This window comes from Noviherbaspirillum cavernae, from assembly GCF_003590875.1.
Classification (GTDB): Bacteria; Pseudomonadota; Gammaproteobacteria; order Burkholderiales; family Burkholderiaceae_D; genus Noviherbaspirillum; species Noviherbaspirillum cavernae.
The window spans coordinates 217,312-233,795 of sequence record NZ_QYUN01000002.1 but is presented as its reverse complement, the minus strand read 5'-3'; the positions used below and the strand labels follow the sequence as shown (position 1 = coordinate 233,795).

General features: G+C 60.2%; 13 protein-coding genes. 6 read left to right on the top strand and 7 right to left on the bottom strand.

What is annotated here, in order from left to right; translation table 11 throughout:
* Positions 1 to 169 precede the first annotated feature (169 nt).
* Positions 170 to 1,612, top strand: coding sequence for a sigma-54 dependent transcriptional regulator (locus tag D3870_RS01125; RefSeq protein WP_119735965.1), 1,443 nt, complete (start codon positions 170 to 172; stop codon positions 1,610 to 1,612).
* Positions 1,613 to 1,688: 76 nt separating this feature from the next.
* On the opposite strand, the gene D3870_RS01120 is transcribed toward D3870_RS01125, so the two are convergent.
* Positions 1,689 to 2,627 (bottom strand): LysR family transcriptional regulator, encoded by a 939-nt coding sequence (locus D3870_RS01120; RefSeq protein ID WP_119735963.1) that lies wholly within the window; start codon positions 2,625 to 2,627, stop codon positions 1,689 to 1,691.
* A gap of 108 nt (positions 2,628 to 2,735) precedes the next feature.
* Here D3870_RS01120 and D3870_RS01115 point away from each other — a divergent pair, with 108 nt between their 5' ends.
* Both D3870_RS01115 and D3870_RS01110 read left to right on the top strand, forming a co-directional pair.
* A complete protein-coding gene (locus D3870_RS01115; RefSeq protein WP_119735961.1) occupies positions 2,736 to 3,989 on the top strand; it encodes an SGNH/GDSL hydrolase family protein in 1,254 nt (417 codons plus the stop codon).
* A 38-nt stretch (positions 3,990 to 4,027) separates the two neighbouring features.
* The gene (locus tag D3870_RS01110) at positions 4,028 to 4,795 is read left to right on the top strand and encodes an SDR family NAD(P)-dependent oxidoreductase (RefSeq protein ID WP_119735960.1); all 768 of its coding nucleotides are present in this window, start codon (positions 4,028 to 4,030) and stop codon (positions 4,793 to 4,795) included.
* Between the two features lie 39 nt (positions 4,796 to 4,834).
* Here the strand turns inward: D3870_RS01110 and D3870_RS01105 are convergent, their stop codons facing one another.
* The 3 genes from D3870_RS01105 to D3870_RS01095 all read right to left on the bottom strand — a co-directional run bounded on the left by D3870_RS01105 (position 4,835) and on the right by D3870_RS01095 (position 7,361).
* Entirely contained in the window at positions 4,835 to 5,842 is a 1,008-nt protein-coding gene (locus D3870_RS01105) for a LysR family transcriptional regulator (protein WP_158590357.1), read from the bottom strand.
* A gap of 280 nt (positions 5,843 to 6,122) precedes the next feature.
* Entirely contained in the window at positions 6,123 to 6,398 is a 276-nt protein-coding gene (locus tag D3870_RS22245; protein WP_158590356.1) for a hypothetical protein, read from the bottom strand.
* 564 nt (positions 6,399 to 6,962) lie between these two features.
* Complete coding sequence (locus D3870_RS01095; protein WP_119735954.1) at positions 6,963 to 7,361, bottom strand: DUF4148 domain-containing protein; 399 nt, start codon at positions 7,359 to 7,361, stop codon at positions 6,963 to 6,965.
* A 196-nt stretch (positions 7,362 to 7,557) separates the two neighbouring features.
* Between D3870_RS01095 and D3870_RS01090 the strand changes: the two genes are divergently transcribed.
* Both D3870_RS01090 and D3870_RS01085 read left to right on the top strand, forming a co-directional pair.
* On the top strand, positions 7,558 to 8,520 hold the full coding sequence (locus D3870_RS01090) for a LysR family transcriptional regulator (RefSeq protein ID WP_119735952.1): 963 nt from the start codon (positions 7,558 to 7,560) through the stop codon (positions 8,518 to 8,520).
* Between the two features lie 45 nt (positions 8,521 to 8,565).
* Entirely contained in the window at positions 8,566 to 9,336 is a 771-nt protein-coding gene (locus D3870_RS01085; RefSeq protein WP_119735951.1) for a class II glutamine amidotransferase, read from the top strand.
* 57 nt (positions 9,337 to 9,393) lie between these two features.
* Here the strand turns inward: D3870_RS01085 and metH are convergent, their stop codons facing one another.
* Positions 9,394 to 13,161 (bottom strand): methionine synthase, encoded by a 3,768-nt coding sequence (gene metH, locus D3870_RS01080; protein ID WP_119735949.1) that lies wholly within the window; start codon positions 13,159 to 13,161, stop codon positions 9,394 to 9,396.
* 298 nt (positions 13,162 to 13,459) lie between these two features.
* Here metH and D3870_RS01075 point away from each other — a divergent pair, with 298 nt between their 5' ends.
* Complete coding sequence (locus tag D3870_RS01075; RefSeq protein WP_199710481.1) at positions 13,460 to 14,200, top strand: PEP-CTERM sorting domain-containing protein; 741 nt, start codon at positions 13,460 to 13,462, stop codon at positions 14,198 to 14,200.
* A 60-nt stretch (positions 14,201 to 14,260) separates the two neighbouring features.
* Here the strand turns inward: D3870_RS01075 and D3870_RS01070 are convergent, their stop codons facing one another.
* Positions 14,261 to 15,097: a dimethylarginine dimethylaminohydrolase family protein gene (locus D3870_RS01070; protein WP_119735947.1), complete on the bottom strand. Its 837-nt coding sequence runs from the start codon at positions 15,095 to 15,097 to the stop codon at positions 14,261 to 14,263.
* Between the two features lie 25 nt (positions 15,098 to 15,122).
* Complete coding sequence (gene rocD, locus D3870_RS01065) at positions 15,123 to 16,367, bottom strand: ornithine--oxo-acid transaminase (RefSeq protein WP_119735945.1); 1,245 nt, start codon at positions 16,365 to 16,367, stop codon at positions 15,123 to 15,125.
* Between the last annotated feature and the right edge of the window lie 117 nt (positions 16,368 to 16,484).

The following is a 16,484-nucleotide window of genomic DNA, read 5'->3' as shown; positions in this document are numbered from 1 at the left end:
AAAGCCAGTAAGCTCAAGACTTGACACTGCCGGACCAACCGGTCCACGACGAGCGCCCCAGCAACGAACAAGTAACGACGCAGACGAATGGCCGTCGCTGCCGCCAGGCACCGAACGCCATTTTCCCGGGATCTCGGCGCGTAACAATAATACGAAGGGGTAACGGGGAATGCTCAACGTCTCAAATTCGGCGCAGACGAACCAGACCGTCATGGTGCTGCGCCCATCCAGCCGCGCAGTCACATCCTGCCAGTACTCGGAAACGCTCAAGAGCCGCGGACTGAACCTGATTGAATGTCCTACCCTGGAAGCCGCCTGGAATGCGATGCATGACGGCTGCCGCGTCGGCCTGCTGATCGTCACGCGCGAAGCAGAACTGTCGCAGCTCGACAAATGCGAACCCTTTGTCAGCAACAATCAGATCGCATGGGTCGGGCTGGTGGCGCAGGAACTGATTGCCACGCCGCGCATGCGCGAATTCATCGGCGAGCATCTGTTCAACTTCATCACCATTCCCGCCGAGCTCGACCACATCATCCTGACGCTGCGCCACGCGTGGGGCATGTCCTTCATGCGCGAGGTGCAGGGCAAGCCGCAGCCCGATCCGCAGGCGGCGGAGGCCGATGCGACGATGGTCGGCAATTCGACGCAGATGCGCCACCTGTTCAGCCAGATCCACAAGGTGGCGCGGACCGACGCCTCGGTCCTCGTCACCGGTCCGTCCGGCACCGGCAAGGAAATTGCTGCGCTGTCGATCCACCGGCAGTCGGCGCGCAGGAATGCGCCTTTCGTCGCCGTCAATTGCGGCGCAATCGCGCCGCAGTTGTTCCAGTCCGAATTGTTCGGCCACGAGAAAGGCGCGTTCACCGGTGCCAATCAGCGCAAGATCGGCCGCATCGAGGCCGCCCAGGGTGGCACGCTGTTTCTCGACGAGATCGGCGACATGCCCTTCGACATGCAGGTCAACCTGCTGCGCTTCCTGCAGCAAAAAACCATCGAACGCGTCGGCGGCACCGAATCGATCGAGATCGACGTGCGGATCATCGCCGCGACCCACATCGATCTGGCCGAGGCAGTCAGGCAAGGACGCTTCCGCGAAGACCTGTATTACCGCATCAACGTGGTTTGCATCGAAATCCCGCAACTCGCCGACCGCGGCCAGGATATCGAGGACATCGCGAGACATTATTTTTCCAGGTTCGCCAGCCTGCACAATCGCAGCCTGCGCGGCTTCTCCAAGGCGGCCATGCATTCGCTGCTTGCGCACCAATGGCCCGGCAATGTGCGCGAACTCGTGAACCGCGTGCAGCGTGCGACGGTGATGGCGGAGGGGCGCTTCATCCAGCCCGAGGATCTCGGCTTCGACCGTCAGATGGCGCAGACCCAGGTGATGTCGCTCGAAGACGCACGCGCGGCTGCCGAGAGCATGGTGATCCGGCGCGCGCTGTCGCAGTCGCGCAACCAGATTTCGCGCGCGGCCGCATTGCTCGGCGTGTCGCGCGTGACGCTGTACCGCCTGATCGACAAGTACAATATTCGCGCGGACGTCATGCCTCCCGCTCCGCCCGAGTTGTTCAATGGCGAGAAGCCGGAACGCGAAGCTTGCAAATAACGCCTCCAAGACTTACGAGTGCGTGCGAGCGATGTGACGCGCATCAAGATCGAAGATCAGGACACGCAGCAGTCTTTCAACCGTCGCCCTCGCGGCTGTCAAAAGTCGCGCCAGCTCCTTCAAAGCCGGGAAGCTGCGCAACCCTCTCATTCAGGAATTGCATGAATAGCCGTGCGCGCAGCGACTGATAGCGACGCGACGGATACAACAAGAACAATTCCTGCGCCGGCGCGCTGTACTTCGGCAACACCTTTACCAGTTGCCCCGAGTCGAGCAGATCCTGCACCAGCCAGGCGGGCGCCATGCCAAGGCCCGCTCCCGCGAGAAAGCTTTCCCGAATCGCCAGCGCATTGTTGACCCGATATCGGCCCTTGGTAAGGAGATCGACCTTGCCTTCCGGACCGTGTAGTTCAATCGCATCGCCATCGGGCAACCACGCAAACCGGATGTACTGATGCTGCGCCAGATCGTGCAGCTGCCCGATCGCGGGACGGCTTTGCAGATAGGCCGGCGACGCGACCAGACAACGTGACGACACGGCGATCTTGCGGGCGACCACGTTCGGCGGCAATGTCGTTCCGAGACGCACGGCAATATCGACGCCCTCTTCCACCAAGTCGATGAAACGGTCGTTGAGAATGAGCTCGATCTCGATGTCCGGATACCGCACCAGGAATTCGAGCACCAGCTTGTTCAACCTGAGCTGTCCCAACGACACGGGCGCATTGACACGCAAAAAGCCGGCGGGCCTCTCAGTCAAGCCGCGCACATCGGCGACCGCTTCGCCGAATTCCTCCAGCACGCGCTTCGCGCGTTCATAAAATCGCTTGCCTTGTTCGGTCGGCGTGAGGCTGGTCGTGCTGCGTTCCAGCAGACGTACGCCCAGCTCTTTTTCCAGCGATGCCATCACTTTGCTGACTGTCGGCTGCGTGGTTTGCTGCTCGCGCGCCACAGCCGAAAGGCTGCCCAACTCGACCGCTCGCACGAAAGTTCGCATGCCTCTGATTGCGTCCATATGATTCCATTTTGGAATAAGTGATCTTCAATTATGCCTTCTACCTCGCAATGTCGGAAGAAGATATCGTGCACGTCATCGCATTCTCGATCAACAAAGGAGACGTACATGAAGCGTTTGAAATTCCCGGCATTGCTGGCATTGGCCAGTCTGTTCCTGACATCCGTGGCGGGAGCCGAGGTGGCGAATGCAGGCAACTGGGTCGGCACCTGGACCGCGAGTCCGCAGCCGGTTTGGGACGCGGGCTTTGCATTACCGACGAACATACCGGTCTCGCTATCGAAGCAGACGATTCGACAGACCGCAGGCGTCAGTCTTGGCGGAAATCGGGTGCGCATCGTGCTGTCCAACGAATACGGCACGCATCCCGTGACCATCGGCGCGGCGCACATCGCGCTTGCCGCCACGACATCGCGCATCGCTGCGGGTTCGGACCGGACGCTGACATTCGGCGGTCAGCACGCGGTCACCATTCCACCGGGCGCGCCAGTCATCAGCGATCCCGTAGACCTCAGCGTGGCGCCGCTCGACAATGTCGCGGTGAGCCTGTATCTGCCCGAGGCAACGCCGCTGTCGACTTTTCACTGGGATGGTTTGCAGACCGCCTGGATCGCAGCGGGGAATCGCGTAGGCGCGCAAGGCTTCGACACAGCGGACAAGGTGGTGGCGCGCCTGTTCCTGAGCGGCATCCTGGTCGATGCGCCATCCGATACCCGCGCAGTCATCGCATTCGGCGACTCCATTACGGACGGGAACAATTCAAGCGTGGATGCGAATCGCCGCTGGCCCGACTATCTTGCGAAGCGGCTGGCAGGCAAACAGGTCGCGGTGCTCAATGCCGGCATTTCAGGCGCGCGCCTGCTGAAAGACGGGATGGGCGTCAATGCGCTGGCCCGCTTCGAACGCGATGTGCTGAGTCAGCCGCATGCAAAGACGGTCATCGTATTGATGGGAATCAATGACATCAGCTGGCCCGGAACTGTCTTTGCGCCACACGATCCCATGCCATCGGCGAACGAGATCATTGCCGGCTACAGGCAATTGATCGCACGCGCCCGTGCGCACAATGTGCGCATCATCGGCGCAACATTGACACCCTTTGAGGGCGCGCTTGAAGGTTCTCCCATCACGCGCTATCACACCACAGACAAGGAGCGCCTGCGGCAGACCATCAACCAATGGATACGCAGCAGCGGCGAATTCGATGCGGTGGTCGATTTCGATGTCGTCACACGGGACCCGAAGCATCCGGCACGACTCCTGCCCGCATTCGATTCCGGCGATCACTTGCACCTGGGCGATGCGGGCAACAAGGCGGTGGCCGATGCGATCGACCTCGATGTGTTGTTCGGACACGATTGAACGACGTTGCATCATGCCTGTCGGCTTGTATGACCTGAATTATTCCGACGAACGGTGCATGCGGAATCGGCTTCGCCATTGCGAAGGGACTGGCAGCGTCAGGCGCCATCGTTGTCCTCAATGGGCGCAGCCCGGCCGCTGTCGACAAGGCGATCGCCGCATTGAAGAACGCCGTGCCGGACGCGACGCTGCGCGGCGTGGCGGCCGACCTGGGAACGGCCGAAGCTTGTGCCGCACTGGCGAAAGCCGAGCCGCATGCAGACATCCTGGTCAACAACATCGGCATCTACGGACCGCAGGATTTCTTTGAAACACCGGACGAGGAATGGACCCGTTTTTTCGACGTGAACGTCATGTCGGGCGTGCGTTTGTCGCGCTCCTATCTGCCCGGCATGATGCGAAAAAACTGGGGACGCGTCGTGTTCCTGTCATCCGAATCGGCGCTGAACATTCCCTCCGACATGATCCATTACGGCTTTACCAAGACGGCGGCTCTGTCGATTTCGCGCGGCCTTGCCAAGCGAGTCGCCGGCACGGGCGTGACGGTGAATGCCGTGCTGCCCGGCCCCACCTTGTCGGAAGGCGTCGAGGCCATGCTGAAGGACACGGCGAACAAGTCGGGGCAATCGATGGCAGCAGCGGGAACCGCCTTCGTGCGCGAACACCGGCCCAGCTCGATCATCGGCCGCATGGCAACGCCGGAGGAAGTCGCGAACATGGTGGTCTACGTCTGCTCCATGCAGGCATCCGCCACTACCGGTGCCGCACTCAGGGTGGATGGCGGCGTGGTCGATACCATCGCATGAGTTGATTTCGCAGCCGTCATGGATTGTCACGGATTATTGTCACGGATTTGCATCCGGCAACTCATGCGCAACCAGCTCTCCGGCGGCCAGGTAGCGCAGCAACTCCGCAAGCCGGCTCGCCGCGTGAAAGGCGGGCCACGGCCGCCCGTGTATCAGGTACAGCATCGTCTTGTAGGTACTCCCTTCGCGCATCGGCAGCGCAGCCAGTGTGCCCTGATCCAGCAAATTGCCGATGCGGTGCGCAGGCAGCCAGGCATAGCCGAGGCGCTGGCACACGGCCTCCACCGCGGTATCGAGACTGTTCACATTCCAGCGCTGCATGTAGTGGATGCCGTCGCCGCCCTCCCTGTCCGGTTCGAGTGAATTCCCGATGCCGATCTGCACCTGCCGCGCGAGATCGGATGTCGTGACGTCACGGCCGAGCTGAAGCAGCGGATGATCCGGATGCGCCACCGCCACATGTTCTATTTCGATCAGCGGTTCGCCGAGGAAGCCGAGTGGAACGCGCGCACCGATCGCCAGATCGACCGCAAGGTCGCGCAACACTTCCTCGGCGCGCGGCATCGCGACTTCGCTCAGGCGCACATGCGTGTCATGTCCGATCTCGGCGAATTCGCGCAGCGCGCGCATCAACAACTGGTTCGGGAAATGATGATCGACCACCAGCCGCACCTCCGATCCCCAGCCCTGCCCGAGATTCCTGGCAAACATCTCCAGTTCGACCGCCTCCTTCAGCACATGGCGCGAACGGTCCAGGAGCGCCCGCCCGGCTGCCGTCAGCTGCGCCTTGCGGCCTTCGATCTGCAACACCGAGATGCCCAGCTGCTCCTGCAGCTTGGCCACGGTATAGCTGACGGCGGACTGGCTCAGATGCAGGTATTTCGCCGCTTCCGCAAAGCCGCCGCAATCGACCACCGCATGCAGGATGCGCCACTGTTTCAGGCTCACATAGAGATTCTGCACATCATGCGGCCTTGACTGGTAAGTCATGTGGCGGCCGGGAGCGGACAGCGACGGCTTCACAAGCTGGCTTTTGGTTTGCTGCATGTTGTTGTCCTCCGTGATCATTGCACCGGCATTGTCGGCCGCACCGCGCAGCAAACCGGCCTGGCCGTCCACTGCATGAAGGAAGTGCTGCTGGCATGACTTCCTCTTCCCGTGCGGCATCCGGCTTGTGGAATGGAATGAGTCATAGCAAGACATGCGCCATCGCGGCAATGCATTGATTTGCTTGATGTTTTTCCGGGACCGATCGAATCTGCTGATGTATCTTGTCCGCCGATGTATCGATCTCGTCGCAATGCATCTGCAACATGCGCATGCAATGTCATGCAATGTCATGCGTTGTATGCGTTGTTCGCCGACACACCGTACCGGGCGGCACATCAATGCCGCATCCCGATACAAAAAACCCGCCACTGACATGCAAAAGCATGCAGTGACGGGAACCGGAGAGAGACATTGTTGGAAGTGCACAGACTTCCGACGCATGCTGCGGAATGGATCGAAGCGCCGTTGCCATCGCCAGCGGCAAGCTGCGCATCGTATGCAGCGGCATGGCATGACCGTTCATGGCAAAAGCCATGCCATCGCCGTAACCCATTGATTCTCCTGCGAGGCGCGCATTGGGAAGGGTGCGCTACGCGATTTCTTGTCCAGCGGTGTGCGAATAGCGATGCATGGCTGCCCTGCATGCAAGAGGGCGTGCATGACGAATTCATGCAGGCATGCCGGCGCTCCCTGAAGAATTGGTAGCGGCGTACGTGCTGTCATCGGACGTATCAAAAACGAACGTTGCAGGACGACAATTCATCATCATCCGCGCTGCACTGCGGCATTGCTTGAGGGTCTGTCATGGGAGCCGCGTGCGTGCGCGGTCGGATTACGGCTGAATTTTTTCCTGCTGTCAGCTTTTTGCCGCAATATTTTCTTTATGGCAGCGTTACTACGCCGTCCGCATTTGTAATGTGTTGGAACAAAAGCGACAGATGAACGCACCCGAATGCGTCGGCTCGGGCAAATACCGGAACGCTCTCATCGCTCGCATGCATCTGCGCGCGAACGCGCATGCCATTGCGGCATGCGATGCATGCACGACGTCATGGCGCGCCGACATGAAAAACGCCGCTTTGAAAGCGGCGTTTTTTGTCATGCAAGTCGGGACCGATCAGTTGCCGCCTGCATGGACTTCGGCATTGCGACTGTTCCTGGCGGCCTGGAGCGCTTCCTGACGCACATCTTCACGCGTTCTGATCGAGGCAACCTGCGGATACTCGACATACCCGCCGGTCCTTGCCAGCTCGTCGCTCTTGTACGCCCGGTCGAGTTCCGCGCGCACATCCGCACGGCTCTTGCCGGATGCCAGCTTCGGTTGCGCGACAAGTTCGGTGTTCTGCAGTGCGGCAACCTGGCCCTGCCGGTAAGCCTGGTCGAGTTCGGCGCGGACTTCGGCGCGGCTCCTGGTCGAGGTGAAGTCGCTATGGTCGACATAGGCATCATTGGCAGCCAAGGCTGAACCGGCGGCGAACAACACGGCAACAGCAGCGACGATTTGTTTCGTATTCATTTTTCTACTCCTGCAAATTAAGTGAATGATTCCGGGCTCGGCGGTTCAGGCAACGTTTACTGCCCGTCGGGTCCTGCCTCGGTGAGTCACTTCCTTGTGCTCATCGATGAAGCACAGTCTATACATTGCGGATTCAGCAAAAAAGACGGATAATAACAATATTCTATTTCATTTTTAGAAACAATAAATCAACACGATGGATCGCCTCCAATCAATGCGGGTATTCGCCAAAGTCGTCGAGCAAGGCAGCTTCGCGCGCGCGGCACAGGCACTGGACATGTCGAATGCGGTGGTTACCCGCCACGTCGCCGACCTGGAAAGCCATCTCAGCACACGGCTCCTGAACCGCACGACGCGCAAGCTGTCGCTGACCGAAACCGGCCACTCCTATCTGGAACGCGTGGTGCAAATCCTGCAGGAAGTGGATGACGCCGAAGCGATCGCATCGTCCCATTCGAAAAAGCCGACCGGCACGCTGCGCATCTATTCCCACCTCGGCTTTGGCCAGCTACACCTGGCGAAGCTGTTGCCGGAATACTCCCGGCTGTATCCCGAGGTACTGCCGGAGGTGACGCTGTCGCATCGGACCGCGGACCTGGTGGAGGATGGTTTCGACGTCGGCATCTTCATCGGCATCCAGAAGTTCGACGCCAGCATGGTGGCGCGTCAGCTGGCGCAAGCCGAAACGATATTGTGCGCGTCGCCCGACTATGTGAAGCGACATGGCACGCCGGGAAAACCGGAGGATATCTCCAGGCATGCATGCCTGAATTTTTCATTCGAACAGTTGCGCCATTCCTGGCCGCTGGCGAGGCCGGACAACAGCGTCATCAACATTCCGATCAACAGTCGACTGGTTTCCAACAACGGCGAGTTGCTGCGTCAATCCGCGCTGGCCGGGATGGGCATCATGATCCGGCCTTCGTTCTCGCTTGACGACGACCTGAGCAGCGGCCGCCTGGTGCGCCTGTTGCCGCACCATCATCTCGGACAGCTATCCGTGACCATGGTCTATCCCAGCCGCCGCCTGCTGTCAGCCAAGGTGCGCAGCTTCGTCGACTTCATGATCGGCAAGTTCCCGCATCCGGAAAGGGATCCGTGGCTCGAACACCCCGCCGGCTCAAGCCTTGCAATCACCCAGGCGAAGTCACGTACGTGATACCGTATCGACACAATCCGTTTTTTCCTACGCGTGGAATCCGCCATGTGCCAGCTACTTGGGATGAACTGCAACGTCCCGACCGACATCGTCTTCAGCTTCACCGGCTTTGCCACCAGGGGCGGCCGCACCGATACACATAACGATGGATGGGGCATCGCGTTTTTCGAAGGTGCCGGCGTGCGCCATTTCGTCGATTACCAGTCCGCCATCGAATCGCCGATCGCCGACCTGATCAAGCGCTGCCCGATCAAGTCCAAGAACGTCATCGCCCATATCCGCAAGGCGACGCAGGGACGGGTCGTTCTGGAAAACTGCCATCCCTTCGTGCGCGAACTGTGGGGCCGCTACTGGGTGTTTGCGCACAACGGCGACCTGAAGGAATTCGCGCCCGTCTTGAACGGCGCGTTCCGCTGCGTCGGCAACACCGACAGCGAACTGGCGTTCTGCTACATCCTGCAGGAACTGCGCCGCCGCTTCGGCGACACACCGCCCGAGTTGCCCGCACTGGCGGCAACGCTGCGCGAATTGACCGGCGAGATTGCGAAACACGGCACCTTCAACATGATGCTGTCGGACGGCACCGCACTGTTCGCACACTGCTCGACCAACCTGCACTACATCGTGCGGCAGTACCCGTTTGCGCAGGCGAAGCTTTCCGATGAAGACATGATGGTGGACTTTTCGGAAGTCACAACGCCCAACGACCGGGTCGCCGTCATCGTCACGCAGCCTTTGACTGACAATGAAACCTGGACGCAGTTTGCGCCGGGCGAATTGAAGGTATTCGTGGAAGGAGCGCCGACGGCGCTCTGATGATTCAAGCAGTATTCAGATGAACCGTGCGCATCCCGCTGCGATGCGCACGTTCTCTCACGACAGATTAGGCGCCAGCCAGCGCTCCACATCTTCCTTGCTCACGCCACGCCGCTCAGCCATGTCGGTAACCTGATCCTCACCGATCTTGCCGACCACGAAGTACTTCGATTCCGGGTGTGCGAGGTAGAAGCCGGACACCGACGCCCCGGGGAACATGGCGAAGGATTCCGTCACCTGCATGCCGATCTCTTCGCATTGCATCAGTTTGAACGCGTCGACCTTGACCGTGTGTTCCGGGCACGCGGGGTAGCCGGACGCCGGACGGATGCCGCTGTAAGCTTCTTTGATCAGCTCGTCGTTGCTCAATGCTTCATCCGGTGCAAAGCCCCACAGATCCTTGCGCACGCGCTCGTGCAAATGCTCGGCGAAGGCTTCGGCCAGGCGATCCGCCAAGGACTTCAGCATGATGCTGCTGTAATCGTCGTGCGCATCTTCGAAGCGTTTTTCATGCTTCTCGATGCCGATGCCGGCGGTGACGGCGAACAGGCCGATGTAATCGACGACGCCGGATGACTTCGGCGCGATGAAGTCCGCCAGACACTGGTTCGGCCGCGCCACGCCATCGATCACCGGCTTGGCCGTTTGCTGGCGCACGCCGTAATAGGTGAACGCCACTTCGCTGCGTGTCTCGTCGGTGTAGATCTCGATATCGTCATCGTTGACACTGTTGGCCGGCAGCAGCGCGACCACGCCGTTGGCCGTCAGCCAGCGGCCATCGATCAGTTTCTTCAGCAGAGCGCGACCTTCTTCGTAGACCTTGCTTGCCTGCTCGCCGACGACCTCGTCCTTCAGGATCGCGGGAAACGGCCCGGCCAAGTCCCAGGTCTGGAAGAACGGACCCCAGTCGATGTACTCCGCCAAGGTGGCGAGATCGTAGTTCTTGAAGACGCGGCGGCCGATGAACTTCGGCTTCACGGGCGCCATCGCACCGGTGAAATCGAGCTTCATCTTGTTCGCACGCGCTTGCGCCAGCGGGATGGTCGGCGCCACCTTCTTGTTCGCATGCTGCTCGCGGATGCGTTCGTAGTCGGTCGCGATTTCTTCGACGTACTGCGCGCGTTGTTCCGGCGTCAGCAGGGATTGCGCCACCGACACCGAGCGCGAAGCGTCCGGCACGTAGATCACCGGCCCTTCGTAGTTCGGCGCGATCTTGACGGCGGTATGCGCGCGGCTGGTGGTCGCGCCACCAATCATGAGCGGAATCTTCAGCATGCGGAAGTGCTCGTCGCGCTGCATCTCCTTCGCGACGTAGGCCATTTCTTCCAGCGAAGGCGTGATCAGGCCGGACAAGCCGATGATGTCGGCGTTCTCCGCCTTCGCTTTCGCGAGGATTTCCGAACATGGCACCATCACGCCCATGTTGATCACTTCGAAGTTGTTGCACTGAAGGACGACCGACACGATGTTCTTGCCGATGTCATGCACGTCGCCCTTGACCGTGGCGATCACGATCTTGCCTTTCGCCTTGCTGGCGATGCCGGTGCGCTGCTCTTCGCGCAGCTTTTCTTCCTCGATGTAGGGAATCAGATGCGCAACAGCCTGCTTCATCACACGCGCCGACTTGACCACCTGCGGCAAGAACATCTTGCCCTGTCCAAACAGGTCGCCGACGACATTCATGCCGTCCATCAGCGGCCCTTCGATCACATGGATCGGACGACCGCCGCTGTTGAGCACTTGCACACGCGCTTCTTCGGTGTCCTCCACGATCCACTGCGTGATGCCGTGCACCAGCGCATGCGCGAGGCGCTTCTCGACCGGAGCATTGCGCCATTCGAGGCTCTGTTCTTCCTTCTTGCCACCGGCTTTCAGCGTGCCGGCAAATTCGATCATGCGCTCGGTCGCATCATCGCGCCGATTGAGAACGACATCTTCGACGCGCTCGCGCAGCTCGGGATCGAGATCGTCATACACGCCGACCATGCCGGCGTTGACGATGCCCATGGTCATGCCGGCCTTGATCGCGTGGTACAAGAAGACAGTGTGGATCGCCTCGCGTGCCGGATCGTTGCCGCGGAAGGAGAAACTGACGTTCGACACGCCACCGCTGATCTTCGCGTGCGGCAGGTTTTCGTGTATCCAGCGCGTGGCGTTGATGAAATCCACCGCGTAGTTGTTGTGTTCCTCGATGCCGGTCGCGACCGCGAAGATGTTCGGGTCGAAGATGATGTCTTCCGGCGGGAAGCCGACTTTCTCCGTCAGCAACTTGTAGGCGCGCTCGCAGATTTCGATCTTGCGGGCGAAGGTATCGGCCTGCCCGGTTTCATCGAAGGCCATCACGATCACTGCCGCGCCGTAGCGGTGGCACAGCGTCGCCTGACGCAGGAATTCTTCCTCGCCTTCCTTCATCGAAATCGAGTTGACGACCGCCTTGCCTTGCACGCATTTCAAGCCCGCTTCAATCACCGACCACTTCGACGAGTCGACCATGATCGGCACGCGCGCGATGTCCGGCTCGGACGCGATCAGGTTCAGGAAGCGCGTCATCGCCGCCACCGAATCCAGCATCGCTTCGTCCATGTTGATGTCGATGATCTGCGCGCCGTTCTCGACCTGCTGCCGTGCGACCGACAGCGCCTCGTCGTATTGCTCGTTCAGGATCATGCGCGCGAACGCCTTCGAGCCGGTGACGTTGGTGCGCTCGCCGACGTTCACGAACAGCGAGCTGTCGTCGATGATGAAAGGCTCCAGGCCCGACAGCTTCATCGTCGGCGTCGATTCGGGAATCCGGCGCGGCGCGATGCTCTTCACGGTGTCAGCAATCGCCTTGATGTGATCCGGCGTCGTGCCGCAGCAGCCGCCGGCGATGTTGACGAAGCCGCTCTCGGCAAAATCCTTCAGTAGCGAGGACGTGACATCCGGCGTTTCATCGAAGCCGGTGTCCGACATCGGGTTGGGCAGACCGGCGTTCGGATAGATGCAGACGAAGGTATCGGCGATCTTCGACAGCTCTTCCGCATAGGGGCGCATCAGGGCCGCGCCGAGTGCGCAATTCAAGCCGACCGTGAGCGGCTTGGCGTGCCGCACCGAATGCCAGAACGCCGGCACGGTCTGGCCCGACAGGATGCGGCCGGATGCATCGGTCACGGTGCCGGAAATCATGATCGGCAAACGCGTGCCGGTTTCCTCGAAGAAGGTGTCGATGGCGAACAGCGCGGCCTTGCAGTTCAAGGTATCGAAGATCGTCTCGACCAGCAGCACGTCGGCGCCGCCCTCGACCAGGGCGCGCGTCTGCTCCAGGTAGGCCGTGACCAGCTGGTCGAAGGTGACGTTGCGCGCGGCGGGATCGTTCACATCGGGCGAGATCGAGGCGGTCTTCGGCGTCGGCCCCAAGGCGCCAGCGACGAAACGCGGCTTGTCCGGCGTCGAGTACTTGTCGCATGCGGCGCGCGCCAGCCTGGCGGATTGCACGTTCATCTCGTACGCCAGGTGCGCCATGTGGTAATCGTCCTGCGCAACGCTGGTGGCGCCGAAAGTATTGGTCTCGATCAGGTCGGCACCGGCGGCAAGATATTGCCCGTGGATTTCGCTGATGATCTGCGGCTGCGTCAGCGTCAGCAATTCATTGTTGCCCTTGACGAACAATTCCTTGCCCAAGGTTGTGGTTGGCGCAAAATCGACGAAGCGCGCGCCGCGATAATCCTCTTCCGTCAGCTTGTATTGCTGGATCATCGTCCCCATCGCACCGTCCAGGATCAGGATGCGTTGGGCGAGCAGGTCGCGCAGGATGGATTCGGTAGAGGAAATGGCGTCGCGTTTCATTTTTGATCTCGAGAAATAAAAAACCCGGCCTGTGCGTATAGCAAGCGGGGCCGGGTCAGTCCATGTCCGCTTTAGCTGTATTTGTGTAAGCGCCCGCAAGCTGGTTTTGACTTGTACAAATCAAATCGGCGCACGCGAAATTATACGTTGAATCAAGGGTTTGCATACGCCAGCGGGGCGCCCGCCAACGTCGAAAAGTAGCGCTAGCCGGCAGGAATGAAGGGGAGCGCACGCAAACTATCAGTCTGTCGAAATAATTAACAATCAGTAGTGATCTGCCTCTTGATCTTGAAGATAAGTGTTTGATTATAAAAAATATTTCTTTTTGGCATATGAATTGCTCAATACGCCTCTGTCCATTTTATTTTTGTCTGAATGGCATCAGCAGCACAAAAAATATTTCCAATTTTCAACGTCTATCATCTCGCAGGAGAAACGCAACATGAAACTCAGAAGCATAGGTTTGGCCACGCTGATGGCAGCAGCCATCGGTTTTGCAGGCGTCGCACAAGCCGGTCCGATCCCGTATCCGAATCCCGGCGTTCAAAACGCCGCGCAGTACACCTTTACCGCGGCAAGCACCGGCGACGTGACCGCCTATTTCTTCGGCTCCACCGCCCAATACAGCAACGAATTAACCTTGTTGATCAATGGCGTGGCAACCGGTATTCAAGGCTTGAACAACTACACCTCCGTGTACGGACAATCACTCGTCCTCGGTCACGCCAATGCCGGCGACACCCTGGTGTTCAAGATGATCAACCTTGCGCCGGGCAATGTCGGCCCGTGGTATTCGGACAAGTCGCTGAATTACGATGGTGTCAATCACGTGTATTCCACCAACTTCGGCGGCGATGCTTACATTCCTGTCGGCACTTTTGTGGCCTTTGAAGATATTCCCCAGGGCGGCGACCTGAACTACAACGACGAAACTTTCGTGTTCTCCAACGTCAACTCGCAAGTACCAGAACCGGCCACCATGTTGCTGACGGCACTCGGCTTGGGCATGTTGGGTCTGCGTACGCGCCGCACCAAATAACGGCTGCTCTCGTCATCCATACACGGAACGCGCCCTTTGGGCGCTTCCGCTCCTCGCTGCTCAAGCCACCTGCCGCAAGGGCCAGCGTTCCTCGTTCAGTTTCAAGGTCAGGCATTTCGCCGAGCCGCCTGCCTTCATGAATTCGCTCAAGCCGGTCTGTCGCACGACGAAACCGCGCAATTGCAACTCCCCGACTAGCGCGTCGGAAGCGCGATTGAGAAACACGTTGCGGCCGCTGTTGACGGCATTGCAAGCGAAATCAAACGCATCCTCATCCGCCACCGCAATGCGCCGCGCCACCGGCACATGGGCCGCAATGCGCGCTTGCGATGCAGCGTCGAAGGCCGCCGGGTAATACATCAGGTAGCCGCCTTCGAGCGGGCAAAAGCACGTATCCAGGTGATAGAAGCGATCATTGACGAGCTGCAGCGGTTCAACCTCGATATCGAGGAATTGCTCCAGCAGCGGCTCGCAGCTTGCATGCGTGCGATGCCCGTGGCCCATCCACAGAAGCGGCCGCTGACGGTCGAGCAGCGCATCGCCCGCGCCTTCGAATGACATCTCGGGTGGCAGGGTCAGCACCTTGAAGCCATGCTCGTCGAACCACCTGGCGAAATGCGGTTCTTCCTTCTGCCGCTCGGGATGACGAAAACGGGACAGCACGAATCGGTCGCCCAGCACCAGTCCGGCGTTTGCGGTGAACACCAGATCCGGCACGCCGGCTGCAGGCGCGATGGTTTCGACGTGTGCAACCTCGCCGATCATCGCGGCCAGTGCGTTCCACTGGGTCGTCGCTGCGTCGCTGCGGCAGCGCGCGATGTTGCCCTCCATCCATGGGTTGATGACGTAGGCCACTTCGAAATGGTGGGGCGCGCACATCAGGAAACGGTCGGCCATGCGTAACTCCTTGATAACAATGCCATCAGACAAAAAAGCTTTCACCAGTACGCCGCCTTGCTTCGGCTGCGGGCAGCAACTCCTCGAAGGTGGCACGTATGACGACCAGTGCCTCGTCCAGTTCCGCTTCCGAGATGATGAGCGGCGGCGCGAAGCGCACAACAGTGTCGTGGGTTTCCTTCGACAGGATGCCTTTGCGCATCAATGCCTCGCAAAAAGCGCGCGCCGACATCCATGCCGGATCAAGCTCCATGCCGATCAACAAACCCTTGCCGCGCACTTCGCGTATCGCCGGATGGCGGATGGCGCGCAATCCCGCAATCAAGCGCGCTCCCGTTTCATGCGCGTGTTCTGACAGGCGCTCTTCCTGCAGCAAGCGCAGCGCCGCCAAGCCGACCGCCGCCGCCAGCGGGTTGCCGCCGAAAGTGCTGCCATGATCGCCCGGCTTGAAGACGCGCATCACTTCCTCGCGCGCGAGGAATGCCGACACCGGCAGCAGGCCGCCGCCCAGCGCCTTGCCGAGCACGAGACCGTCGGGCTTTACCGCCTCATGTTCACAGGCGAGCAGGCGGCCGGTGCGGCCGAGACCGGTCTGCACTTCATCGCAGATCAGCAGCACGTTGTGACGCGTGCAAATCTCGCGGCAGGCGGCGAGATAGCCGGCCGGCGGCACGATGATGCCGCCCTCGCCCTGCACCGGCTCGACGAGAAATGCCGCCGTGCGCGGCGTGATCGCGGCTTCCAGCGCAGCAGCATCGCCGAACGGCACCGCGACGAATCCCGGCGCGAACGGGCCGAAGCCGTCACGGTATTGCGGCTCCGACGAGAAGCCGACGATGGTAGTGGTGCGGCCCGCGAAGTTGCCGTGGCAGACAATGATTTCCGCACGATTGTCGGCAATGCCCTTGACCTTGTAGCCCCACTTGCGTGCCGCCTTCAGCGCCGTTTCAACCGCTTCGGCGCCGGTGTTCATCGGCAGCGCACGATCCATGCCCGTCATTTCGCACAGCGTTTGCAGGAACGGTCCCAGGCGGTCGGTGTGGAATGCGCGCGAAGTGACGGCGAGCTGCTCCGCCTGCCGCGTCAGCGCCGCGACCAGCACCGGATGGCTGTGGCCGAAGCTGACCGCAGAATAGGCCGACATCATATCGAGATAGCGTTTGCCATCGACGTCCCACAGCCACACGCCCTTGCCGCGCGTCAGCACCACAGGCAGCGGGTGGTAGTTGTGCGCGCTGTAGCGGCTTTCCAGTTCGATGAATTCATGCATGGCATTCCTCGCTTGCTGTGTTGCTCGGGGTGATTCAATGATAGTGAAGAATGCGAGAAACTTTTTTGCGTTATCGAGCATGAAATGCATGAAATATGAAAGAATCGTTCATCGATT